Origin of the sequence: Paenibacillus sp. PAMC 26794, assembly GCF_000316035.1 — a bacterium.
Taxonomy (GTDB): domain Bacteria; phylum Bacillota; class Bacilli; order Paenibacillales; family Paenibacillaceae; genus Paenibacillus.
The window spans coordinates 135,467-159,118 of record NZ_ANHX01000076.1; the positions used below are offsets into that span (position 1 = coordinate 135,467).

General features: G+C 46.9%; 16 protein-coding genes. 14 read left to right on the forward strand and 2 right to left on the reverse strand.

The genetic code is table 11. The annotated features are described in order from the left end of the window. Window positions 1-45 precede the first annotated feature (45 nt). The 5 genes from D829_RS0124285 (at window position 46) to D829_RS0124305 (ending at window position 10,730) form a co-directional block, all read left to right on the forward strand. Window positions 46-1,182: a response regulator gene (locus tag D829_RS0124285; protein ID WP_017691512.1), complete on the forward strand. Its 1,137-nt coding sequence runs from the start codon at window positions 46-48 to the stop codon at window positions 1,180-1,182. Between the two features lie 178 nt (window positions 1,183-1,360). Beyond that, complete coding sequence (locus tag D829_RS0124290) at window positions 1,361-5,158, forward strand: S-layer homology domain-containing protein (RefSeq protein ID WP_017691513.1); 3,798 nt, start codon at window positions 1,361-1,363, stop codon at window positions 5,156-5,158. Window positions 5,159-5,487: 329 nt separating this feature from the next. Beyond that, window positions 5,488-7,596 (forward strand): TerD family protein, encoded by a 2,109-nt coding sequence (locus D829_RS0124295; protein WP_017691514.1) that lies wholly within the window; start codon window positions 5,488-5,490, stop codon window positions 7,594-7,596. A 343-nt stretch (window positions 7,597-7,939) separates the two neighbouring features. Then, a complete protein-coding gene (locus D829_RS0124300) occupies window positions 7,940-9,565 on the forward strand; it encodes a rhamnogalacturonan lyase B N-terminal domain-containing protein (protein WP_017691515.1) in 1,626 nt (541 codons plus the stop codon). A gap of 214 nt (window positions 9,566-9,779) precedes the next feature. Continuing rightward, entirely contained in the window at window positions 9,780-10,730 is a 951-nt protein-coding gene (locus tag D829_RS0124305; protein ID WP_017691516.1) for an SMI1/KNR4 family protein, read from the forward strand. 138 nt (window positions 10,731-10,868) lie between these two features. On the opposite strand, the gene D829_RS0124310 is transcribed toward D829_RS0124305, so the two are convergent. Next, window positions 10,869-11,366 (reverse strand): DinB family protein, encoded by a 498-nt coding sequence (locus D829_RS0124310; protein WP_017691517.1) that lies wholly within the window; start codon window positions 11,364-11,366, stop codon window positions 10,869-10,871. A 172-nt stretch (window positions 11,367-11,538) separates the two neighbouring features. On the opposite strand from D829_RS0124310, the gene D829_RS0124315 reads away from it, so the two are divergent. The 8 genes from D829_RS0124315 to D829_RS0124350 all read left to right on the forward strand — a co-directional run bounded on the left by D829_RS0124315 (window position 11,539) and on the right by D829_RS0124350 (window position 21,969). Further along, on the forward strand, window positions 11,539-12,702 hold the full coding sequence (locus D829_RS0124315) for a response regulator (RefSeq protein ID WP_017691518.1): 1,164 nt from the start codon (window positions 11,539-11,541) through the stop codon (window positions 12,700-12,702). Continuing rightward, on the forward strand, window positions 12,699-15,839 hold the full coding sequence (locus D829_RS0124320) for an ATP-binding protein (RefSeq protein WP_017691519.1): 3,141 nt from the start codon (window positions 12,699-12,701) through the stop codon (window positions 15,837-15,839). Before D829_RS0124315 ends, D829_RS0124320 begins: the two co-directional genes overlap by 4 nt. 167 nt (window positions 15,840-16,006) lie before the next feature. After that, window positions 16,007-17,326, forward strand: coding sequence for an ATP-binding protein (locus D829_RS31800; protein WP_017691520.1), 1,320 nt, complete (start codon window positions 16,007-16,009; stop codon window positions 17,324-17,326). After that, window positions 17,298-17,462: a hypothetical protein gene (locus D829_RS33825; protein ID WP_017691521.1), complete on the forward strand. Its 165-nt coding sequence runs from the start codon at window positions 17,298-17,300 to the stop codon at window positions 17,460-17,462. Before D829_RS31800 ends, D829_RS33825 begins: the two co-directional genes overlap by 29 nt. A 260-nt stretch (window positions 17,463-17,722) precedes the next feature. Then, entirely contained in the window at window positions 17,723-18,697 is a 975-nt protein-coding gene (locus D829_RS0124335; protein WP_277422762.1) for an iron ABC transporter permease, read from the forward strand. Then, window positions 18,694-19,719 (forward strand): iron ABC transporter permease, encoded by a 1,026-nt coding sequence (locus D829_RS0124340; RefSeq protein ID WP_017691523.1) that lies wholly within the window; start codon window positions 18,694-18,696, stop codon window positions 19,717-19,719. Before D829_RS0124335 ends, D829_RS0124340 begins: the two co-directional genes overlap by 4 nt. Before the next feature lie 23 nt (window positions 19,720-19,742). Next, window positions 19,743-20,684, forward strand: coding sequence for an ABC transporter substrate-binding protein (locus D829_RS0124345; RefSeq protein WP_017691524.1), 942 nt, complete (start codon window positions 19,743-19,745; stop codon window positions 20,682-20,684). A gap of 160 nt (window positions 20,685-20,844) precedes the next feature. Further along, window positions 20,845-21,969 carry an SGNH/GDSL hydrolase family protein gene (locus tag D829_RS0124350; protein WP_017691525.1) on the forward strand — a complete coding sequence of 375 codons (1,125 nt, stop codon included), beginning with the start codon at window positions 20,845-20,847 and terminating at the stop codon, window positions 21,967-21,969. 125 nt (window positions 21,970-22,094) lie between these two features. On the opposite strand, the gene D829_RS0124355 is transcribed toward D829_RS0124350, so the two are convergent. Then, the gene (locus D829_RS0124355) at window positions 22,095-22,661 is read right to left on the reverse strand and encodes a dihydrofolate reductase family protein (RefSeq protein WP_017691526.1); all 567 of its coding nucleotides are present in this window, start codon (window positions 22,659-22,661) and stop codon (window positions 22,095-22,097) included. 69 nt (window positions 22,662-22,730) lie between these two features. On the opposite strand from D829_RS0124355, the gene D829_RS0124360 reads away from it, so the two are divergent. Then, window positions 22,731-23,639 (forward strand): YafY family protein, encoded by a 909-nt coding sequence (locus tag D829_RS0124360; RefSeq protein WP_017691527.1) that lies wholly within the window; start codon window positions 22,731-22,733, stop codon window positions 23,637-23,639. The last annotated feature ends 13 nt before the right edge of the window (window positions 23,640-23,652 follow it).

Genomic DNA, 23,652 nt, shown 5'->3' on the forward strand with positions numbered 1-23,652 from the left:
AATTATAGATTAAAGGGTGATCAGTGAGCCAGAGGAGTTGTGCATATGAGAGTGATTTTGGTAGATGATGAATATCTCGCTCTGAGCAGGTTGAACAAACTGTTGCAAGAGAGAGAGGATTGCGAAGTTATCGGCTCTTTTCTGACGGCACAGGAAGCCATAGATCAGATCAAACTTCATCTGCCGGAAATCGTCTTCATGGACGTTCAAATGCCGGGGATGAACGGGATCGAGGCGACCGAACGTATCCATGAGGTTTCTCCTGGAACAGAAGTTATTTTCACAACCGCATATAACGAACATGCACTGACGGCCTATGGGCTTGAAGTGCTGGACTATATTATGAAGCCTGTAACGCGTGACCGTTTGGAAAAAACGATGAAGATGTATCAACGCCGAACGGTGTCAGCAAGTCTGAATATAGCAGAAGGGCCATCCATGTTGATCCGTTGTCTGGGGATGCTCCAAGTCCAAGTGCACCCAAATGAGCCGCCAAAACATATGAAGTTCAGAACATCCAAGATTAGAGAGTTATTCGCCTATTTGCTCCACCATCGGAACAAACCGATTAAGCGGGATACGCTACTTGAACTGTTGTGGCCAGAGTTGGATGAGCGTAGAGGTATATCCAATCTGCACAGTGGGATCCATCGCTTACGCAGCATGATGAACGAACTCATGGGTGAGGATAAGATGTCCATTCGTTATCAACAGTTTGGTTATCTATTGGAAACGGGTGAATTCAGGATTGACGCGGAAGAATGGGAAAGTCGTCTTAACCGATTGCCTCTATTATCTACGTCTACAATAGCTGAACATCGGCAGACCTCGGATCAATATGAAGGCAAATATTATGGCGAGGACGATTATGTATGGGCTGAGTTGGAGCGCCAGCGATTGCATGCACTCTGGCGTAACCACGCCATGCAACTCGCACAATATTACATTGATCTAGGACAGAATACGGAAGCACTCACGTTATATCACCGGGTACAACAATTAGAACCATCATTGGAGCAAGTCGGATTGGCCTTAATGAAGACCTATGATCGATTAGGCAATAAGGATCCTGTGGTCGCTCAATATAATCAGTTGGTTATCGCTTTAGAACAAGAGGCAGGTATACGTCCTGGCTTGGAAGTTGAGTTATGGTACCAACTATGGAAAAATTCAATTAATTGATTGAAATAACAGCCTTGTAGCTTCATTTGCAGGGCTGTTTTTTTTTTTTGTATTTGTTAGCGAGGAGTTTGGTAAGAGTTTGGTAAGAGGCCATGTGTAGAATAAGCAAGATGAGGGTAGATATGATGTTTTGAGCCAGTAAGCAGTCCAAAAATAACATATTAAGTAGGAGGAACCTATGTACACAGCAAAAATCCGGAAGAAACCATGGCAAAGAATTTCCATGCTAGTTCTTTCCTTTATTCTAGCAATTGGAACGTTGCCAATGAGTTTGGCTCAAGCGGAGGCGACTAACGAAACTCCTGTTGGTCCGGGTGGAGTTGGTGCCCCTGCACTATGGCTACGATCAGACCTGGGAATGGGAGTTACCAGCGGCCAAAAGGTTAGTAACTGGGAAGATCAAGGCAATAAAGTAAATAACGCAACGCAAGATGAGGTCAATAACCAACCAACTTATTGGGATGATAAGAGTCATAACATTAATTTCAATCCGGTATTGGAATATAACGGCACAAGTAGTTTTATGAATCTGGATGTAAGTAAGCTTCCTCAAGGGAAGAGCCCCAGATCGATCGTTACGGTTAGTAAAACCAATAGAACTGAAGGCATCAAGTATATCATTTCCTGGGGAGTCCAAACGAGTGGTTATACCGGTATAGGGATGCTTCAAAATGGCACAAGAGGCGGCTTGACCACATTTAACAGTACCAAGAGTCAGACATTATACACTCCTGACGGGTTCCTAGGAACGACGTTCCCGAACGAGCAATTTGTTACTTGGACAGGCGGGAATACTGAACCTAACATAGCTAGATTGTACAGTAAAATGAAGCAGGTACAGGAACTAGGTGGGTACGGACAGGATGTTCCTAAGTCATGGGATACTGGCAACTCTGGTGGAGCAGTAGTCGGTAAGCTTATTCCAGCAACTGCGAGTGTTGAACATTGGCAGGGTACAATTGAAGAAATTATCGTATACGATCATGCTCTGACGGACGCAGAACGCCAAAAAGTCAGCACATATTTGGCTATCAAATATGGCTACACGATGGATCAGACGACAGCAAATTCGTATGTTGATTCAAACATGGATACGATCTGGGATTCAAATGTGAACGCAGTCTATACCCATCGCATTACAAGCATCGGTCGAGATGACCAGAGCGGCTTGATGCAGAAACAAGCCAAGGCGCAGGAATTGGGATCCATATTAACGATTGCACTGGGCAACAGTATCGAGGATACAAATTCTGCTAATGAAAATGAATTCTCAAACGATTCTTCTTTCTTTACGTTTGGTGACAATGGAGCAAGTACTGAATTCAAAACATCGATTACGAAAGATGAGAAAAAACTGCTTGGGATGGAGCGTATCTACAAGATACAGAAAGCAAACTGGACTGAATCACAGATTAGACTTCAGGTAGACGGAACGGGAGGTAACCCGGCGTTGCCTCAATATGTTGTGATCAGCGATGATACTCAATTTGGTAATCCAAACACATTACATTTGATTGAGAACGGCCAAGTAACCCTTAATACATCAAATTTTGGTCCTAACTCGTACTTTACCATTGCAACTGCTGCTACTCCTTTATCGGCGCCAGACATCACACTGACCGACGATGAGTTGAAATGGGAAGCAGTTGAGCATGCAGATAAATATGAGGTAACAATCGAACTGGAAGACGGCACAAAGCGGACAGTGGAGGTACCTGGAACGGCGCTGAACCTGTCGCAATTGGTACCATCGCTAGAAGTTGGCACCTACAAAGTGACAGTAACAGCGAAGACGAACAATCCAGCCTATTCAGATTCAGAAGAGTCGAATTCGAAAAATTATGATGTTGCTATTGATAAGGCGAAGTTGAAAGCCAAAATCGATGAGATTAACGGTAAGATCGAATCAGGCGAACTGGACGAAGAGGAATACACACCAGAAACATGGCAAACGCTGCAAGATGCGTTAGGAGTTGCTGAATCCGTGTTCGACGACGAGAATGCAACACCGGAACAAGTGGAAAAGGCTTATCAGGATTTGGTGGATGCCCGGAAGGGGCTTACCAAAAAGCCTGGTACTGGTGTCGACACGTCAGTGCTGAAAAATGAACATGATAGAATCAAGGGTGAAAATCTAACCGAAACGGAATATACGCCAGCGAGCTGGACAGCACTGGATGACGCGATGAACGAAGCAGAGCGAGTGCTGAATGATCCAACGGCAACCCAAGCGCAGGTAGATGAGGCGCTTCTGGATCTGAGTAATGCGAGAACGGGACTTACAAAAGTGATTGGTAATGACATATCAACGTTACAAACGCTGGTCCCTTCCGTGGGAAGTTTGTCCCCGGCATTTGATCCAGCTAAAGATACGTACACCATCTCTGTACCGAATAGCGTATATCAATTTCAGTTAACGCCAACGGCACTTGATCCACTTGCTAAGATTGAAATAGCTGTTGGAGATGGAGAATGGAACGAGGTTTCAAGTGGTACTGTAAGTGAGAATCTACCGCTCCAAGTCGGTGGAAATATGATCGTTGTTAGAGTAACGGATTCACTTGGAAATGTTACGGCGTATAAAATCAACGTGACTAGAGCATCCAGTGACAATGGTAACAATGGTGGAGGCAACAATGGCGGCGGTGGAAATACGGGTGGTAACAGTGGAAGCACACCAGCACCTATACCTGCGCCAGTACCAACGCCAACTCCGGCACCCGTGAAGGATAATTTGGAAACAACTCGGGATGGTAGCCATCAACCATTTGCTACATCCAAACCATCTGACAACAAAGAAACGTTGGTTCAAGTTGATCCAGCCAAGCTGAATGTTGCCATGTCACAAGGCACAGGGCAGCAGTTCGCCATTCATTCACCGAATGATGGGGATATGAAGGTGGATGGTTTAACCCTCGAAACACTGAAACAACTAGTGGATCAAGGTTCCAAATTAAACATTAGCAATCCGCTGGCGATCTATCCGGTACCTGGCGGTAAAATGGACGTGAATGGTGTGTCCAGACAGCTGGGTAATGCAGCGTTGAATGATATTGATGTCCATGTTGATATCGCACGTTCCTCGGATGCTTTGATTGACAGTGCCGAGACAAGAGCCGCATCCCAAGGATACGAGCTACTTGTCACACCGGTTGATCTGGATCTCACCTTTACGAAAGATGGACAGACAGTTAGATCCGGCCAGTTGAACGGTTATGCACCGAAGTATATTGCACTTCCAGAAGGTATCGACCCGAACCGGATTACTACAGGCGTAATCATTAACCCGGACGGTAGCATTTTCCATGTACCAACGGTTGTCACTAAGATCAATAGTCGTTACTACGCGCTTATTAATGACTTGCGTAGCAGCGGAAGCTATTCGGTCATCTGGAACCCACAGGATTTTGAAGATGCCAGATCCCATTGGGGAAAAACTGATGTGAACAACATCGCTGCGAGATTAGATCTGAAAGGTAACGGAGATAACACATTCTCACCGAACCGTCAGGTTACTCGTTCTGAGTTTGCCGAGATTGTTGTGCTTGGACTGGGCTTAATGCGTCAGGATGCACCACAGAATCTATTCCCTGACGTTAACGAATCCGCATGGTTCCGCTCCGCGGTAGCCCTTGCAAATGAATTCGGTATCGTTCGCGGTTACGATAATGGGAACTTCTACGGTAATCAGGAAATCACACGTGAGCAGGGATTTGCAATGGTTGCTCGTGCGTATCGTCTGATTGAACCGGAAGCGGCAATTAGCCCGGATCAGATGAACTCTGAACTGGAACGTTACAGTGATGCAGCCGATGTATCGAATTGGGCGAAAGAAGATGTAGCCCAGTTGATTGCAGCTGGAATCATCCAAGGTAATGGGCCAGAGGTGCTGAGTCCGAAGACCACGATGACCCGTGCTGAGGTCACTGCATTGATTGCAAGAATGTTGAAAGTAACAAACTTGATTGATCAATAAACACAATCTGAAACGAAAAGCCTTTGCTGACATTGGGGGTCGGCAAAGGCTTTTTCATATTTCATCTTATCATGTCGTAATACTTTCGCCCTGTTGGCAGATCGTGGAATCTGAGATGATGGGTTCACCAGAGGTTCGGGTGACAAACTTCGAACCGCTGGCCTTCAGGCTATTGCGATCCTTCCTTCTAACTTCATTGGCGAAAATAGGGTCGCAGCTCTCCTGAAGATTTCATTTCAGAGAGGAGGCGTCCAGGCTATCACATTCCTTCCTTCTAAAGCCATCTACCAAATGTTAATAGGGATGTGGCTTTCCTGGACTCTTTTATCATGAACAATACAATCTATTTGCGCAGAGCGAACAAACTTATTATCGAATCTAACGAAGGGAAACAACAGTTGCCGAAGAATTATCTGGCGACTGCCCTTAAAAATATTGAAGCACTCGGTTACACCTTCTCGGATGAGTTAATGCAGGTGATGCGTCAGCTGTCCAAGGAACAATTTGAAACAGTATATATTCAACTTGTAGCTGATCTGAGAGTCATGGTCGGCGCACATGTGAAGTACACACCGATGTATGCAGGATTCCCGATGCAGGTGATGCAAGCAGATGAGGCTGAGTTATATCTCAATGCGATTATTCATTATCTAACTAACCTGACTGTGGTCTATCCGGATCAACAATCTGTGGAGCGAATGCCTTTGCTGGAGAAGACGGACTTGAAAGTCATTGGTCTGGGAAACCAACAAGCATTCCAGACGCTTATCCGCCAGATCATTGAAGCTAAGGGTTCTATCTCGGAAACGGACAAGGCGGATATCGACATGGTATTGGAGCATGCAGATCCGGAAGATGTGGATGCGCTATTACCCGCCGAGATTCCGTTCAAAGAAAATGTAGGCTTTGTGGTTGCCTCGCTGTTGAAGCATGAAAAAGCGAACATCGACCGGATCGGTCCGTATTTCAAAACGGCAAGTGATGTCCTGCGTCTGGCTGTTGCCTGGTCCAATGGAGATGTCAGCCTCGCAGCGGCTACTCCCTTCCGAAAATTCAAACGGCGTGAGAGACGCCTTTTGCTCGGATTACTGGAGCAATGTGGCTCCAGCACGGAGGATATGCTGCGTTATAAAGATCGCTGGATTCGTCTCGGCGAAATTCTTCATCCTTCGGAATATAAGTTTCGGTATCCACGATGCGAAGAAGCCTTTGATATTTTGCGTAATAATAAACCGTATTCGACCTTCAACGGAAGTGTGGAACTTGCCTTCCAATATCGGAATGTCTGGAGTCTGATCGATCTGTTGTCACAGCGTCCAGGCGAATTCGCGAGAAGACTGGATCACTTGTTGCGGATGACCGAAGATGAAGCGTATGTACTGCTGGCATTTGGTGAGGTACTGGAGCAAGTATCTACCCCAGTGTTATTGCAGGTGAGACAGCATTTTGCCCGCCGTAATGAACCGCAGGATCTGCGTATCTTTTTCCCGAAAGGCAATGTAGCCAAAGCTTTTGCTGTTCCGAATGAGCTGCCAGAGATCGATGAAGCCACGTGTCAGGATGTCGTGCAATTATGCGAGCAGGCACTGGTAGAGCGATTCGCTGCCCTTGCCCCGCTTGGGAAGACCTATGTTGATCTACAACTCCATGATTATCTGGTACCCTTTTCCCAGAGATCGGCGAGCAAGGCTCTGCATACCATCGTTCGTGGAAGCCGTGTGCCGATGGCAGAGGGTGATACCATTCGTTTCTTCAACTGGTGGAAAGAAGGGGACGTGGATGGAAAGTCTACAGGGCGCGTGGACATTGACTTGTCTGCGGTGATGTACGATAAGGACTGGAACTATGTGGAGCATATTTCCTATACGAATCTGCGATCCTCTAACTATAAGGCTGTCCATAGCGGAGATATCGTGACTGCACCTAACGGAGCAAGTGAGTTCATTGATCTGCATATTCCATCCATCGTGGCTTATGGTGGACGATATGTGGTGGCAACACTGCTTTCGTTTACCAGTCATCCGTATTGTGATCTGCCCGAATGTTTTGTGGGCTGGATGATGCGGAAGAAGCCGGGGTCTGGCGAGATTTTTGAACCGTCTACCGTAGCGAACAAAATCGATATTACCGCGGATACGCAGATTGCGATCCCTGTCATTATGGACCTGGTTGAACGTACCGTCATCTGGACAGACCTGGCGCTGACAAGCCATCCGGATTACTACAATAATGTGGAAGGTAATCAAAAAGGAATGGTCCTGATGGGTAAAGCACTAACGACTTTACGCAAACCCGATCTGCATGACTTGTTCATGCTGCACGCCAAGGCGAGAGGTGAGCTGGTGGATACGAAGGATCAGGCCGATACCATATATGCGGTCGATGAAGGCGTGACACCGTACGATATCGAGCAGATTATGGCGGAGTATCTGGTTTGAACTGTTTGATAGCTAAAGCGCAGCTTGTTGAAGCTGCGTTTTTTGTTTTCAGAATTTGCTATCGGATATACGAGCCGTTTTTCATTGCAAGTATATGTAATATAATGGTATTATTTTATTGGAATTGTAAGAATACTTGTATTTAGAAGAGTGATTTAAAAGGGGGGGGCGAGATCAAGTTTGCATGAAGTGATGACTCTATTCTATACGCACGCAGACATAACATTTCAGTGACTATGGACATGCCCGCATAGCAGACATATCGATATGAGACGGAAGTGTCAGTTGTTATATATCATTATGTAAGCGTTTTATTAAATGGATTACAAGGAGGGATTTACTCATGACCAAAAGTATAGTGAGAAAGGCGCTTGGTTTGTTTTTAATCATCGTTATGATCGCAACAGCTGTTGTATACCCTGCATCTACCGGACACGCGGCAACCATTAATGTTACCGATAACGGCTCCAGAATTGAAGTAAACACCGGTTCAGGATTAGTCTATGTGGTGAACAAAACCAATGGGGATATTATCTCAGCCAAAATGAACGGTACGGAGCTGAACAGCAATAGAGGATCGCATATCGGCTCAGGTTTGGGCTCCTCCGCCAATGTGACGTGGAATACCTCTCCTTCAGGATCAACCGTGTTAATCACGGTATCCACAAGCACACTGACTCACTATTATGCTTCGCGTGGTGGGGAGAATATCATATACATGGCAACGCATATCACGGCTCAACCTTCGATCGGCGAGCTACGGTACATTTTCCGTGGTAATGGTAGTGTGTTGACAGGTGTTCCGGCGAATTCCAATAATCGAGGTAACACAGGAGCAATCGAGAGTCAGGATGTGTTCGGGTTTGCTAATGGACAGTCGGCCTCTAAATATTATGGTAATGATCAGGCCAAAGATTTATCCGTTCGTGGAGTTACGGGTAATGGCGTTGGTGTATTTATGGCCTACGGCAATCGGGAAAAAAGCTCTGGTGGTCCATTCTTCCGCGACATCCAGTTCCAAAGTGGAACAGAGACGGAAGTATATAATTATATGAACTCGGGACATGCACAGACGGAGAATTGGCGCCTGGGCCTGCATGGGCCGTACGCTATGATCTTTACAACCGGAGGTACGCCAAATGTACCCGACTTCAGCTGGATGTCTAGTCTGAATCTGCAGGGTTGGGTATCCAGTCGGGGGAACGTGGTGCTTAATGGCCTCTCCGGGATGGATACAGGGTATGCTTACACAATTGGGTTCGCCAATAGCAATGCTCAGTATTGGGTGGGGACGTCTTCAAGTGGGGCGGCCGCCAAATACAGCATGATTCCGGGGACATACACCATGACAGCTTATAAGGGAGAACTGGCCGTATATACGGAAACGGTTAATGTCACGGCAGGACAAACGACAACACTGAATACACGTACGATCAACAATGACCCGAGTAAAGCCTCCAACATCTGGCGAATCGGTAACTGGGATGGTACGCCACGGGAGTTCCTGAATGGACAGACAATTCCGATTCGTCACCCATCCGATAGTCGCAACCCAAGCTGGGGACCTGTCACCTATGCTACCGGTAGCGCGACCAATCGATTCCCGGCAATCCAGTTCCGTGGTCAGAATTCTCCAACCACAATAACGTTTAACTTGAATGCATCTCAAGCGGCATCTTCTCATATGTTCAACATCGGTATTACCGCAGCTTACAATAATGGCAGACCTAGTGTAACGGTTAATGGACATGCTTTAACCAATCCTGCTGCATCTTCACAGCCCAATTCTCGTAGCTTCACCATTGGTACGTATCGTGGGAACAACACAACCTTTAGCTGGAATGTTCCAGCATCCTACTTCGTGAATGGTTCCAATACTATCACAATTACGCCGATCAGCGGTTCCAGTGACTTGGGTAACTGGTTAAGTGCAGGTTGGGTCTACGATTGTGTTGAGTTACTGAATTGAATTAAGAATTCAATATAGTGGAAGGAATAAAGGAGGTAGCCTGCCTGGTTTTCTTAACCGGGTTCAGGTTACCTCTTTTAGATTTGTCATCAGAGATGAAAAGATATCGCTTCATGATATCCCTAAGGATCTTGCTTTGCTGGAGATGGTGATCCGGATAGTGGTATAATTTTCAATACGTAATCATGAGTGAATGAACGGGGAGGAAAAAGGAATGAGAGACGATCTGTTGGTTCAATTGCAAGAGTGGCATGAAGAAGATGAATTTCAGGAAATTGTAGATGCAATTCAAGCGATTCCTGTGGAAGAAAGAGATTATGAGCTGGTTAACCATTTGGGACGAGCGCTGAGTAACCTGGAACAGTATGAAGAAGCGGTTGAACAATTCCTGACGGTTGCTAAAGAGGGCACAGGTGACCCACTCTGGCATTATCGGATTGGACTGGCTTATTATTATCTGGAGCAATATGCGCATGCACTGCAGGCGTTTGAAAGAGCGGATGAATTGGACCCTGAGGATGAAGATACGCTGGAGTTTCTGGGATGGATTCGAAGCAAAATGGAGGAGCCGTCCGAATCTGAACATGAAGTTGAAACGGATCCAGAGACTGTTGGAGAATTCCGTGTACCCGTTGACGTTGTAGCGACCTTTGAAGCGGTCCCCAGACCGGAATCCGGCGAATTCTGGAACGATAGTGAGCAGGCACTGGAGCACTATGTGTCCAATCCGCCAAGTGATGGTCTCATTGAGTCTGTGGAGGAGCAATTGGTGTTCCGGCTTCCTGCCTCCTACATTGAGATGATGAAGCTACATAACGGTGGCATTCCGTACAATCGTTATTTCCCTGTAGCGAACACAGATACGGGAGCTACGGATTATGTTGAAATTGAAGGCATATTGGGCATTGGTCGTGAGAAGCCTCGCTCGTTAGCTGGTGTACAAGGTAGCTGGACTTTGATTGAACGTGAAGGTTATCCGGAGATTGGTGTAGTCATCGCGGTATCTCCTTCGGAGTCGGGGGTTGTCATGCTCGATTATCGTTCATTCGGTAATGATGGAGAACCTGAGGTCGTTTATGTGAAAAGAGAGAATCCCAAAGAGATCATTCCGTTGGCACCGAACTTTGAGACGTTTATCCAAGGGCTGATGACTCCAGAAGTCTAGTATGAATAATATCATTGTGTTGAAGCGCCTCTATACTAGTGCTAACTAGACAATGTAGAGTATGGTAAAAACAATACAAGCCGCGAGGGAGAAACATTCCCTTGCGGCTTGCTTTCGTTCTATCGGAATCTTTCCGGTTTACGCCGGGAACCCGCCACCTGGAGGCGGCCATGCGCCGTAGAAGCGACGCAGCAGAACAATCTCCCCTAGATGATACGAGTTATGGGAGGCGATATTGCGCAGAAGTCCTGCTTTAGTTTCACCCGGGAAATAGAGCAGTGGATCATCTAATTGTGCAGTTTCTGCAATGGCTACGGCTTGACCAACCCCATCCAAGAATGCCTGAATATCTACCTTCCACGTGGCTTCGTCCTGTGGACCTTTCTCTTCAGGCCAGCTCTCACTCACGTTAGCAGGGAGTTGTGGCTTGCGTCCTTCCAAGTGTTCGAGCATGAATTGCTGCCAATAATGCATGTGCTTCACCAACTGATAGATCGTATATGGCATGGCATCGTGCGTACGAGCAGCAAGTGTGACATCGATATCGGGTAGAGCACGGGCGATGCGGATATGACCGCGTTCCCCCACTAATGATTTGACAAGGGCTTGCCCAAAGCTTTGATTCTCATCTGACATATGGAACCTTCCTCTCTTCCAGACAGGATCTATTGACCTGCCCTCTATTAAGTATTATACAATTAAATTGCTATAAATTGAAAATGGGGAACAAGAACCAAAATACTTAAAATGCCTATGATATAATAGTGAAAATAAATCTCGAGACCTCAGGGTCGAGGAGGAAGCTCCTGTGAAAGTGATATTGGTTGACGACGAACGTCTAGCGTTGATAGGCCTTCAAAAATCACTAGAAAAAGAAGTAAGCGGCATTGAAATTATCGCTACATATATGAATCCAACAGAGGCTGTGGCGGGGATTGTGGAGCACCGTCCTGATGTTGTATTTCTGGATATTCATATGCCGGAGATGGATGGTATGGATCTGGGAAGACAGATTCAGACGGCAATACCGGGCACCGAAATTATATTTGTGACCAGTTACGATCAATATGCGGTGCATGCTTTCGAACTACAGGCTTTGGACTATTTGATGAAGCCCATCAAAAAAGATCGATTGAAGCAGACGGTGAGCCGCGTAAGAGAGAAACTGAGCGTAAAACGCGAGCAGCGGTCAAAGGATACAAACGTACCTTTAATTTGCTGTTTTAATCAGATTCAGTTTAGGCTTCCAGGAAAGGATACCCAGGTTGCCAAATGGCGTACAAGCAAGGCGCAGGAGCTGTTTGCATACTTGCTTCACCATCGGAACCAGGTCATTCATCGCAGTGTTCTGCTGGAGCTTCTGTGGCCGGGAATGGAAGAGGGGAAGACGGCACACCAACTCTACACTACGATGTATCATGTCCGCCAAACCCTGAAAACTTGCAATATGGATATGATCACGATTCAGAGTGCACACCTGGAGGCAGGTTATCGACTCGAATTGGGTGAGGCTCAGTTGGATAGTGAGCAGTGGGAACGGGAAATCAGGCAATGGAAAGTCGTAGACGCAATTACCGTTCATGCGTATGAGCAAGCGCTTCATCTATATAAGGGTACCTATCTTGGTAATTATGAATACATGTGGGCTGAACCTGAGCGGGAAAGATTACGCTATCTGTGGCTGTATCATATGAGACAACTAAGTCTGTATTACCAGCAGCATGGGCTGGCGGAGAAAGTGGTCGAGAGTACACGACGTATCCAGCATATGCTTCCGGATGAAGAAGAAAGTTATTTTATGCTAATGAAGTTATATGATGAAATGCGCAACGATCTCGGTGTGGAGGAGCAGTATCGTCTCTTAACCACCAGAATGGAGCAAGACTTGGAGATACCGATTAGTGAAGAGGTTCGCGAATGGTACAGGGACTGGAAGCTCGGTTTGATCAAGTCAGGGCATCGTAACCAATGAATTTACGACATACAAATCCCGTGAAACGTTTCAAATACGTTCTGATCCTGTCGATCATTTTAGTGGCATTGGTCGGTATGCGCTGGGTATGGTCGCAGTTCTTCCCTGCCTTGGACAATCATCACGCTGTGAATGGTGTAGTTGATTTGCGAGGTGTCGATCTGGAACAAGTGCCGGTAATGCATCTGAACGGAGAATGGGAACTATATTCGAATCAATTACTGACCAGGAAGGATATTGTGGATGAGGGACGGGCACATGCGGCGGATGTGGTCCAGGTTCCGGGAGATTGGAATGCCGAGAACCGGGATCAGGAGAGTTCACTTGGATATGCCACATATCGATTGCGTGTGTTGACTGATCCGCTCCAGGTACCTGTGACCTTCTGGTTCAGAAACATCCGAAGTTCATCTGAAATTGAAATCAATGGGAATATCGTGGGCGGAATGGGGGAGGTGTCGGAGGATGCGGATACCTATGAACCGAGAAGTACCTCTTATACGGCATCCTACGAAGATGAAGGCGCAACAGAGATTGAATTACTCATTCGTGTAGCCAATTATGATAGCCCGTATATAGGCGGGATCGGCAAACCCGTTCGCTTCGGTTCCCAGGCGGCGGTTGATTACGCACGTTGGTATTCCATCGGTTTTCAACTGGCCATTTTTCTCGTTTTACTACTTCATGGCATGTATGCCTGTATCCTGTTTATGTTCAACCCACAGGAGCGGGCCTTACTCGTCGCAGCTATATTAACCTTATCTGTGGGCATCGTGGTTATGGTTGGTCATGATAACATTCTGATGTTATGGCTCCCTATTAACTATACGTGGGGGATCAAGCTTCGTCTGATCTGTCTGTTGCTGCAAAATGCTTGTATTCTGCTGTTGTTCCAGAGATTGACCTTGGTACATACACGAACAAAGATCCTTCAATTAGGCATTGTCACGACAATAGCTTATATTGCTGTTATTCTGGCGATGCCAATTCACGTTGTCTATGCCATGGTTCATTACTCTGTTATCGACGTGTTCTTTCTCGTCTCTTCTCTCTGGTTCCTGTACATTGTAGGTGTCATGCTCTTTAGGAAACAGGCTGATCGAGATATGGTTTTTCTACTCCTGACAGCTGGAGGTATCATATCCAATATGCTGTGGAGTACAAGTGAGACATCGAAAGATGTGACAACAGTCTATTATCCCATTGACATCATCTTTGCCATTACTGGCTTCTCCGCCTATTGGTTCAAGAAATACTTCAGGAATGCCAAGGAGAATATGAAGCTGAATACAGAACTGCAGAAGGGCGACAAAATTAAAGACCAGTTCTTGGCGAATACATCACATGAACTACGGACCCCGCTGCACGGGATCATTAACATCGCTCACAACGTGGTCACCCGAGAGAAGAACAGATTGGATGAACGGAGCCTGGAGGATATGGAGTTGCTGATTACGATCGGTCGACGGATGTCCCATCTCCTTGGTGATCTACTGGATGTAGTCCGGTTGAAGGAACACCGCATTGTGTTACGTCAGGTTCCTCTTTCCATACAGTCCGTGGTGCCTGGCATTATCGCCATGCTGCAATTCATGGCAGAACGGAAACCAGTCCGCCTTCATATGGAGATTCCGGAATCGTTCCCACTGGTCATGGCTGATGAAGAAAGACTCGTTCAGATTTTGTATAATCTGCTGCATAACGCGCTTAAACATACAGAGGAAGGAATGATCTCAGTAAGTGCCGAAATTCGTGAAGGACATGCTCTGATTCATGTGACGGATACAGGTATTGGCATGGATGAGGACACGCGGATGCGTATTTTCCTCCCGTATGAACAAGGGTCGTATGGAATCAGTGATGGACAAGGCATCGGGCTTGGACTGAACATCTGCAAAGAGCTCGTAGAACTGCACGGCGGGGCACTTACGGTTCGCTCGGAACTCGGAAAGGGCTCGGTATTCAGCTTCGATCTACCGCTCGCGGATGAAGCCGCCGATCAGGCTCAGTCACAACTTCCCCTGATATGGGAACAGGCCGCCGAGATGATGGAAGATGCACCTAGCGGATTCCTGTTACCCCGCCAAGGTATGGGGGACGCGGAAGCCTTGGCGACAGCAGAGATGGCTCCGTTGTTAAAAGAGGGGAAAGCCACCATTCTGGCTGTCGATGATGATCCGGTGAATCTGGATGTGCTGGTCAGCATTCTTTCGAATGAACCCTACACCATAATTACGGCTCGGTCGGGCCAGGAGGCGATGGAACTGCTGGGCACTCGCCAATGGGATCTGCTCATTACAGATGTGATGATGCCGAATATGTCCGGCTATGAGTTAACTCAGAAGGTGCGGGAACAATTCTCGATGTCAGAGCTTCCTGTGTTATTGTTGACGGCACGAAGTCAGCCGCCAGATATCTACACAGGGTTTGCATCGGGCGCGAATGATTATGTCACGAAGCCTGTAGATGCGGTGGAACTGAAATATCGGATACGTGCATTGACCATGCTAAATCGGTCTATCCAAGAGCGCCTGCGCATGGAGGCCGCTTATTTACAGGCGCAGATTCAGCCACACTTCCTGTTCAATACGCTGAATTCACTTATGGTTTTAAGTGATATTGATACAGAGCATATGCGGAAGCTTGGTGAAGCTTTTTCATCCTATTTACGGATCAGCTTCAACTATCTCAATACAGGGGAACTGGTGAAATTATCATACGAGCTGGAACTCGTTGAAGCCTATCTTTTTATTGAGAAAACACGATTTGAAGATCGATTGTCGGTGGTATTAAACGTAGAGCCGGACCTTCCGTTACTTCTCCCGCCGCTATCGATCCAGCCTTTGATTGAAAATGCTGTCAGACACGGACTATTAAGCCGCAATGTAGGCGGTACGTTATGTCTATCCATCACTCGCCATGAGGGTTATACCCGTATTGAGGTGAAGGATAATGGCAAAGGTATGGAACCGGAGAAGGTTGCAGAACTGCTACATGCTACGCCAGGTGGAAAAGGCGGAATAGGCATTGTGAATACAAACCGCAGATTGCTGCAACGGTATGGTCAGGGGTTATCGATCGTAAGTGAACCGGGTGAGGGTACGATGGTTTCATTTGATATTCCGGATGAGATATAAGGAAAAGGCCGCAGAAGTGAAAACTTCCGGCCTTTTTGTTTTGCTTGCGTGTTCATTCCCTAATTTTAATTATTTCTAATGCTTCTTTCATATGTTAGTATATTTAACATTAGAAGCGCGGTTCCGGCATTGGGCGCTAAACGTTGTTATAGTGGGTGAAGAGATCAATGCGCAATTGGGTCAAAAATGAGAATGTGCAGATGACGGCCATTGCCTTTGCCACTGCGGTAGGGGCGCAATTCAAGATAAATCCGTTCCGGGAAGATTACTTCCGAATCGGGCTCGGGGTTAGCATCCTTTTATTTCTGCTGATGATCATGCCACACTTGTCTTATGTGAAGACAGGAATCCTGACAGGCATCGCGAATTTGCTGTTTCAGTCAGCAGATCTCATCAATCATGTACAGACCGTGTCCATACTGGAAAGCATGCGGGACAATCTGGGGGCAGGCGTGTATTATGTGGTCTTTGCCTATGGGCTTAGCATGTTCAAGCATCGATTCCATGAGATGCAGCCTCTTCTGCTCGGCGGGTTAATCACATGTATCGATTTCTCCTCTAATCTTGTTGAGCTGCTTCTTCGCGGAATGTTAAGCGGGACCAATATCTTTTATATGAAGGAATGGTTGTATCTGCTTGTGGTAGGTGGTCTGCGAAGTTACTTTGTGATTGGGCTATATAACAGCATTGCGGTGAGGCAGATGCGGCTTTTACATGCAGAGCAGGAGAAGCGGATGGAGCAGATGCTGAGTGTGAACTCGGGCTTGTATGGCGAGGTCTTTTACCTGAAGAAAGCGATGAATACGATCGAAGGCATTACGGCAGACAGCTATGAACTATATCGCGATCTCCGGGAGCAGGACATGAACCAATACAGTCAGCGCACGCTGGGCATCGCTCAGCAGATTCATGAAGTGAAGAAGGATTCACAACGCATTCTCGCGGGTCTGCTGAAGCTGTATGATAACGAAAAAGCGGTCAACATGAGCTTATCCGAAGTGCTGAACTTTGCCAGTAAAGCAAACCGAAAATATAGCGAAATGCTGCATAAGCAGGTCGAGATCGACATCGAGCAACAGTATGATTGTGAGTCTCCGTATTACATTCCTCTTCTAACGGTAATGAATAACCTGATTGCCAATGCGGTAGAGGCGATTGAGCATGAAGGGACGGTCCGAATTCGTGTGTATGAGCAGGAAGATGACGTACATTTCGTTGTGATGGATACTGGAAAAGGCGTACCTGAAGCCAAACGGGATGTCATCTTTGAACCGGGCTATACAACGAAGTTTAATGAAGTCGGCATTGCCGCCACGGGTATTGGCCTGTCCCATGTACGTGATATCGTTCAGTCGTTGGCGGGACAGATTAAGGTAGAGTCGGCGCCTGCGGGAGCGAGAGGGACTACATTTCGTATAGCTATTCCCAAAATAAATCTGATCAAGGGGGCCGATGTCGATGACACTTTCTATCATGATCGTGGATGATGATGTGGTGAGCCGGAGTATGCTGCATGATATCATTGAATCCTGTGGAATCGGCGAGCTTGCGGGCACGCCTGAAGAGCTCTTTCAGAATATTCGGCATGAGCGGACCAAGGCATTTCTGGGTAAAATTTTATAACGCATACTTGAATGAAAATAATCCCCTATGGGCGGACGATGGTTCAAGCACATCTGGTGTGATGGACTTGAACGTGGTGTGCTTGTAGGGGCTTTTTCGCCAATTGAAGAAGGAGCTAGCTTTTTGAAATGGCAGGGAAAAGGTCATTTTGCTTGACTTCATAGAGAGAGCAGGGTAAAATTCATTAATTGAAAATGATTATCAATGAGAAATGAGACAATCGAGTGAAGAAGCAAACGGGAACCCCTCTTCGTTTCACGCTGATACTACTTTCAGCAATTGCGCTATTGTTATTCTCCATGTTTATAGCAATCTCTATGGGCGCAAAATCGTTAACACTCCATACCGTGTGGGATGCAGTCTTTAACTATAACCGTAGTCTGAGTACCCACCAGATCATTCAGGAAATTCGTCTACCCCGAGTGCTGGCTGCTGCTCTGGTCGGAGCCGCATTTGCTGTAGCGGGTGCTCTGATGCAAGGGGTTACCCGCAACCCTCTGGCTGATGTTGGTGTGCTTGGAATTAATGCGGGTGCCATGTTTGTGGTCGCGCTAAGCTTTGTATTTTTACCACAGCTTCCGTTCTCTGTATTAATGCTACTGTCATTCACGGGTGCTGTTCTAAGTACGTTGCTCATCTATCTATTGGGTTCGGGTTCTCCAGGTGGATTAACACCTATGAAGCTCACGTTGGCAGGTACCGTTGTTGCGGCCTTGCTGCATTCGTTGACTTCAGGGGTTGCTATCTATTTTGAACTCAGTCAGGATCTGGCGTTCTGGTATGCTGGCGGAGTAGCTGGGGTATCATGGGCGCAGCTTCGTATCGTGTTGCCGGTTATTCTGACTGCACTAATTCTCTCCATAACCTTGGGCAGATCCATTTCGATTATGGCTTTGGGCGCAGAGGTTGCATCTAATCTGGGCGTTCGCATAGCGAGAGTTCGTATGTACGCCATCATAATTGCGTTGGTACTAGCGGGAGTATCCGTTTCAGCCGTGGGTTCAATTGCCTTTGTGGGACTGGTTATTCCGCATATTGCAAGAAAGCTTGTAGGGGTGAACTATACATATGTCATTCCAATCTCAGCAGTGCTGGGAAGTATATTACTTGTTCTAGCTGACTTGGGTGCAAGAATTGCTGATCCTCCCAAGGAACTGGCTATTGGTGTTATTGTCGCCATGATCGGCGTACCTTTCTTCCTCTATGTTGCCCGAAAGGAACAGCGGAATTTATGAAAAACAAAGCAATTCATAGTTACCAACGCACACTGTTAACAGGTGGAATTCTGGTCCTTATCGTATTGACCTCAATTGCGATCGGACTGAATACAGGCTCTATGCAGATTGCATTGCCCGATCTTGTTCTGACGTTGCTAGGTAAAGGCACGGATATGCATCACATGGTGCTCTTTGATTATCGTTTACCTCGTATACTTATTACGATTCTTGCAGGAATGGGGCTCGGTATTGCGGGCGCTATGTTGCAGGGTATCACCCGTAATGCACTGGCAGACCCGGGAATTCTCGGGATTCATGCTGGAGCATCCTTTGGTCTGTTAATCTATGTTAGTTTTTTTCAATCATTAAATACACTTCCAGTGCTCATGATACCCTTGTTTACTTTTGTGGGAGGGGTACTGGCGGCAACCCTTATCATTCTGTTCGTGTGGGATCGGCAAAAGGGATTCATACCAGCTCGTTTGATCCTGATCGGGATTGCGGTAGCTGCGGGCTTTAATGCGGCAAGCCTTTATCTATCACTGCAACTGGATGAGAAGACGTATTCGTTTACCGCAAGTTGGCTACTGGGGAACATCTGGGGAAGAGACTGGATTAACGTTTATGCAATGCTACCTTGGATGGTTCTGCTCATACCACTGGCTTGGGCCAAGAGTAAAAGCTTAAATGCGCTAGCGCTTGAGGATTCGTCCGCAGTTAGCATCGGTACGCCGGTGGAGAGAGAACGAATTCAGATTTTATGTATTGCCGTTGCGCTCTCCTCGGTGAGCGTATCTATGGCTGGAGGTATTGGATTTATCGGACTGGTGGCCCCGCATATGGCACGTAGGCTGGTTGGCCCCGCGTTTCAGTACCTTATCCCCATATCGGCTCTGCTAGGCATGTTGATTCTTGTTGTGGCGGATACGGTAACGCGTGCAGTCTTTGATCCCAAATCCATCCCGGCGGGAATTGTAGTGGCCGCTGTAGGTGCTCCCTATTTTTTATATTTACTACGCAAGTCCAATAAAACCATCTAGAAGATGCCGAGAGGAAAAATGAAATGAAAAATTTAACAGCTATAGTGATGAGCTTATGTATGGTATTTATTCTGGCGGCCTGCGGGTCGGATAAAGATCTGAAGCAGGTCACAGACGATACAACCGCAAAGACGGAAACAGCACAAACTGCAAGTACGACTGAAACTACAAAGGGCGTTTATGGCAAAAAGGTTGCTTCCATCTCTATTTTCCTGACGGGAGACCTGATAGCTCTTGGAATTAAACCGGATGGCACAACAACGAGTGACTATCTGCCCATCACAGAGGCGCGGTATCAGAATATCGAATACCTAGGCTTCACAAAAGACCCGGATATGGAGGCTTTGATTGGTTTGCAACCAGAGGAGATCTTCATAGACGCAGAATTTGCTGAGAAATTGGGTCTGGAGAAGTTGGAGAAAATCGCTACAACTCATGTGATCAATTTGGATGAAGGTTCATGGAAGGATCAGCTCCGTAACATATCGAAGGTCGTTGACCGTGAAGAAACGGCTGAGGAATTTATTGCATCGTATGATGCTAAAGCGAAGGAAGTATCTATATTGGCCAAACAGGCAATAGGAGACGGAACGGTCATGGCAGTCCGCATCTCGGCCAAAGGTTTGCGCGTATATGGTATGGAACGTCCGTTGGGACCAATTCTGTTCGAGGATCTGGCTTTAACCCCAGCCAAGGGAGTCGAAGCCATCACGAAGAACTGGGAGAATATCTCCAAAGAAGTGTTGCCTGATTTCAACGCAGATGCCATCTTTGTACTGGTTTCTTCCGTAGATGAAGGTAGCGAAGAAGTTTTCGAACAACTGAAGTCTGATCCGATCTGGATGGGACTGAAGGCCGTTCAGAATGATAAAGTATATGTCATTACAGAACAACCTTGGCTCGATTATTCCGCTTCGGGCAATAAGCTGGCTCTGGAAGATCTGGAGCGCATCTTGTCCCAATAAGATCAATTGGAAAACCCTGTGATTATTCGATTAGCACAGGGTTTTTGTTGTGCCTGAATGGGAATGTTGTGGTTTTTCTGCATCCAGGGAAAGGGAATATGGGATGTTCAGCGAAAATAAGCTTACAGGATATCAGTTAACGATATAGGAGGAATGCACCGTGAAGACTAATGAGCAGTTACAGGTATATAGTCTGCCTGAGGTTGAACATCTCAAAGTACATGGGAGAACAACAGGTCAATTGTTACCGCTGACGTTATTTTGGACGGGGAGTGCAGCTGAACTCAATGTACGGGGCTCCGAACTATGGGTTGAGGTAGAGTCGCAGTATGACATGTATGAGTTATGGATCAGCATTCTGATCAACGGTGTTCCGGTGAGCAGACAGATGTTAACGGCGGGAAGGTACTGGGTCTGTGTATTCCGAGGTATGAACGCGAATGTGGTGAAGAATGTACGGATCGTCAAAGATGTTCAAGCGATGAGTGGTGACCCAGGTTGTTCCTTGCAGATTCATGCGGTGAAATCCGATGGAGCGTTCCTGCCTGTGCAGGAAAAACCGTATAAGATCGAGTTCATTGGTGACAGTATTACATCTGGCGAAGGTGCAATTGGAGCGAAAGCGGAGGAAGATTGGATTCCGATGTGGTTCAGCGCCATACATAATTATACGTTTATGACAGCAGAGGCATTGAATGCGGAGTATCGTGTCATCTCACAAAGTGGCTGGGGTGTGCTGGCAAGCTGGGATAACAATCCAAAGGGCAACATTCCTGATTATTATGAACAGGTCTGTGGCCTGCTTACTGGTGAACGTAACGTAGCGTTAGGTGCAGGAGATGAGCATGATTTTGGTTCGTGGCAGCCGGACGTGGTGGTCGTGAACCTGGGTAGCAATGATGGAGGTGCGTTCCAGTCACCTGAGTGGAAAGACCCCGACACGGGTAAGGTGTACAAGCAGCGTTTGAATGAAGATGGTACGTATCATGAAGAAGATCTGGCTGCTTTTGAGAAAGCGGTGGAACAGTTCCTGTTCAAACTTCGGAAAAACAATCCGACGGCACAACTCGTATGGGCTTATGGCATGCTTGGTTTTCCCATGATGCCCTCCATCTACCGCGCGGTTGATGCATATACGAAGGGGACAGGCGACCACAAGGTTACGGTTATCCAGCTTCCTGATACAACCGAAGAGACGGTAGGGGCGCGCACCCATCCAGGCGAGTTATCTCACCGTAGGACGGCAGAGGTGTTAGCGGAATATGTACGAGGACTGATAGGATAACTTGATACTTGAAATATGGTAATGGAAAGACCACTCTTTCATGAACGGTCCCCTAATGGTTAGATGGTGTCTAACTTTATGAGGTCCCTTCATCATAAGAATGGTCTTTTTCCTTTTCTACTTATCTAGACATTCGAAGGTGTATCCGCTGTGCCGCTGTTCTGCACCTCATAACGAATCGAAATGATCTGTCCCAGCGTCTGGGTTCGGACCATTTTGAATTGACTGGGCACAGTGCCTGTTGGGAATAAGGGGATGCCTTCGCCAAGAATTTTGGGAATGATGGCAACTTCAATCTCGTCCAGTAATTTTTTGGCTAACACAGCTCCAACCAGTATTCCGCCACCCACAATCCATACGTCTCCATCAGAAGTCTGCTTTAATCGGGGAATTAGCGTATCTACCGTCTCGGTTGTAAACTCTACATGCAGGGCGGGCGGCTGTTCCGAGCGGGAAAGCACATACGTTGGGCGATCCGCATAGGGAAATTCTTCGGAAAGTGTGAGCACCTCTTCATACGTGTAACGCCCCATAACGACGCTTTCAATCGTATGATAAAATGCCGCATACCCGTTGTCTCCACCGTCACCCTCCACATCAAACAACCAATCCACTGAACCGTCCAGCCTTGCAATATATCCATCCAAACTCATGGCAATGTACAAAATTGTTTTGTTATTCTTCATGTTCATCGCTCCCTTCTACAATGTATGATACACTTTAACTATGACAAAAGTTGACGTAGTTAGGATGTTGAATACATGAATCATCGGAAACTGGCGATCATGCGTCTCATGGATTCCAGACAGAAGTTCACTGCCCGGGAACTGGCAGAGCGGTTTGACGTCTCGGTTCGTACCATTCAGCGAGATCTGGATGCATTGCAGGCGCTGGGTTTTCCCTTGTACACAGAAGTTGGCGTGAACGGAGGATACCGGGTGTTGCCCAATCGGATTTTGCCACCTCTTCAACTGACACAGCAGGAGGCATTAGGGCTGTTTATGATGCTGGAATATCTACAGCAAGTCCCGGATTTTCCGTATGGATCGATGCGTGAGCATCTGGCTGAACAATACTTTTCTACTTTGCCCGAAGATGTACAGGATCTGATTATGCGAATGAGAGAGCATATCACCTTTGTCCAGCACCCCGGTGGGCATGCCGAGCCTTTAACAACCGAGATATTGGGTGCAGCGGTAGAAAAGAGAGAAATCGAATTTATGTATCATGCCCGCAGTGGGCGTAAAAAAGTCAAGGTCTTCCCCTATGGCATCTACTATGAGCAGGGACATTGGTACATGCCAGCACGAAATAAGGATCGTGTTCTGTTATATCGGGTGGATCGCATGCAGCAGTTGGTTGTTATGGAATCGGTCGATGAATCTGTTCCGAGTCTGAAGGCATGGCTTGATGCCAAAGAAGACAGAGCAAGCGTGGAAGTGGTGCTGCAATTCACGGAATTTGGAGCAAGAGTTGCCGCGTCAGATGTGTTGTTCAAATCGGTTGAAGGCCACGAATGGCGTGGATTGGTTCCGCCCGAGGAGTTCTCTTTTACAGCGCGAAAGTTACTCTCCTATGGGCCGGAAGTGAAGGTGGTGTCTCCGCTCGAACTGCAACAGCAGGTTAGAGGGATGCTGGAACGGAGTTTAAGCCAGTATGGTGGGGGATAAAAGCTTTCAAACG

Excerpts from the sequence above, each read along its gene's own strand:
- D829_RS0124310 (WP_017691517.1), bottom strand. The coding sequence starts at position 11,366 with ATGTCAGATGAGAATCAAAGCTTTGGGCAAGCCCTTGTCAAATCATTA.
- D829_RS0124305 (WP_017691516.1), top strand. The coding sequence starts at position 9,780 with ATGAGAGACGATCTGTTGGTTCAATTGCAAGAGTGGCATGAAGAAGAT.
- D829_RS0124355 (WP_017691526.1), bottom strand. The coding sequence starts at position 22,661 with ATGAACATGAAGAATAACAAAACAATTTTGTACATTGCCATGAGTTTG.
- D829_RS33825 (WP_017691521.1), top strand. The coding sequence starts at position 17,298 with ATGACACTTTCTATCATGATCGTGGATGATGATGTGGTGAGCCGGAGT.
- D829_RS0124320 (WP_017691519.1), top strand. The coding sequence starts at position 12,699 with ATGAATTTACGACATACAAATCCCGTGAAACGTTTCAAATACGTTCTG.
- D829_RS0124340 (WP_017691523.1), top strand. The coding sequence starts at position 18,694 with ATGAAAAACAAAGCAATTCATAGTTACCAACGCACACTGTTAACAGGT.
- D829_RS0124285 (WP_017691512.1), top strand. The coding sequence starts at position 46 with ATGAGAGTGATTTTGGTAGATGATGAATATCTCGCTCTGAGCAGGTTG.
- D829_RS0124295 (WP_017691514.1), top strand. The coding sequence starts at position 5,488 with ATGAACAATACAATCTATTTGCGCAGAGCGAACAAACTTATTATCGAA.
- D829_RS31800 (WP_017691520.1), top strand. The coding sequence starts at position 16,007 with ATGCGCAATTGGGTCAAAAATGAGAATGTGCAGATGACGGCCATTGCC.
- D829_RS0124290 (WP_017691513.1), top strand. The coding sequence starts at position 1,361 with ATGTACACAGCAAAAATCCGGAAGAAACCATGGCAAAGAATTTCCATG.
- D829_RS0124345 (WP_017691524.1), top strand. The coding sequence starts at position 19,743 with ATGAAAAATTTAACAGCTATAGTGATGAGCTTATGTATGGTATTTATT.
- D829_RS0124360 (WP_017691527.1), top strand. The coding sequence starts at position 22,731 with ATGAATCATCGGAAACTGGCGATCATGCGTCTCATGGATTCCAGACAG.
- D829_RS0124300 (WP_017691515.1), top strand. The coding sequence starts at position 7,940 with ATGACCAAAAGTATAGTGAGAAAGGCGCTTGGTTTGTTTTTAATCATC.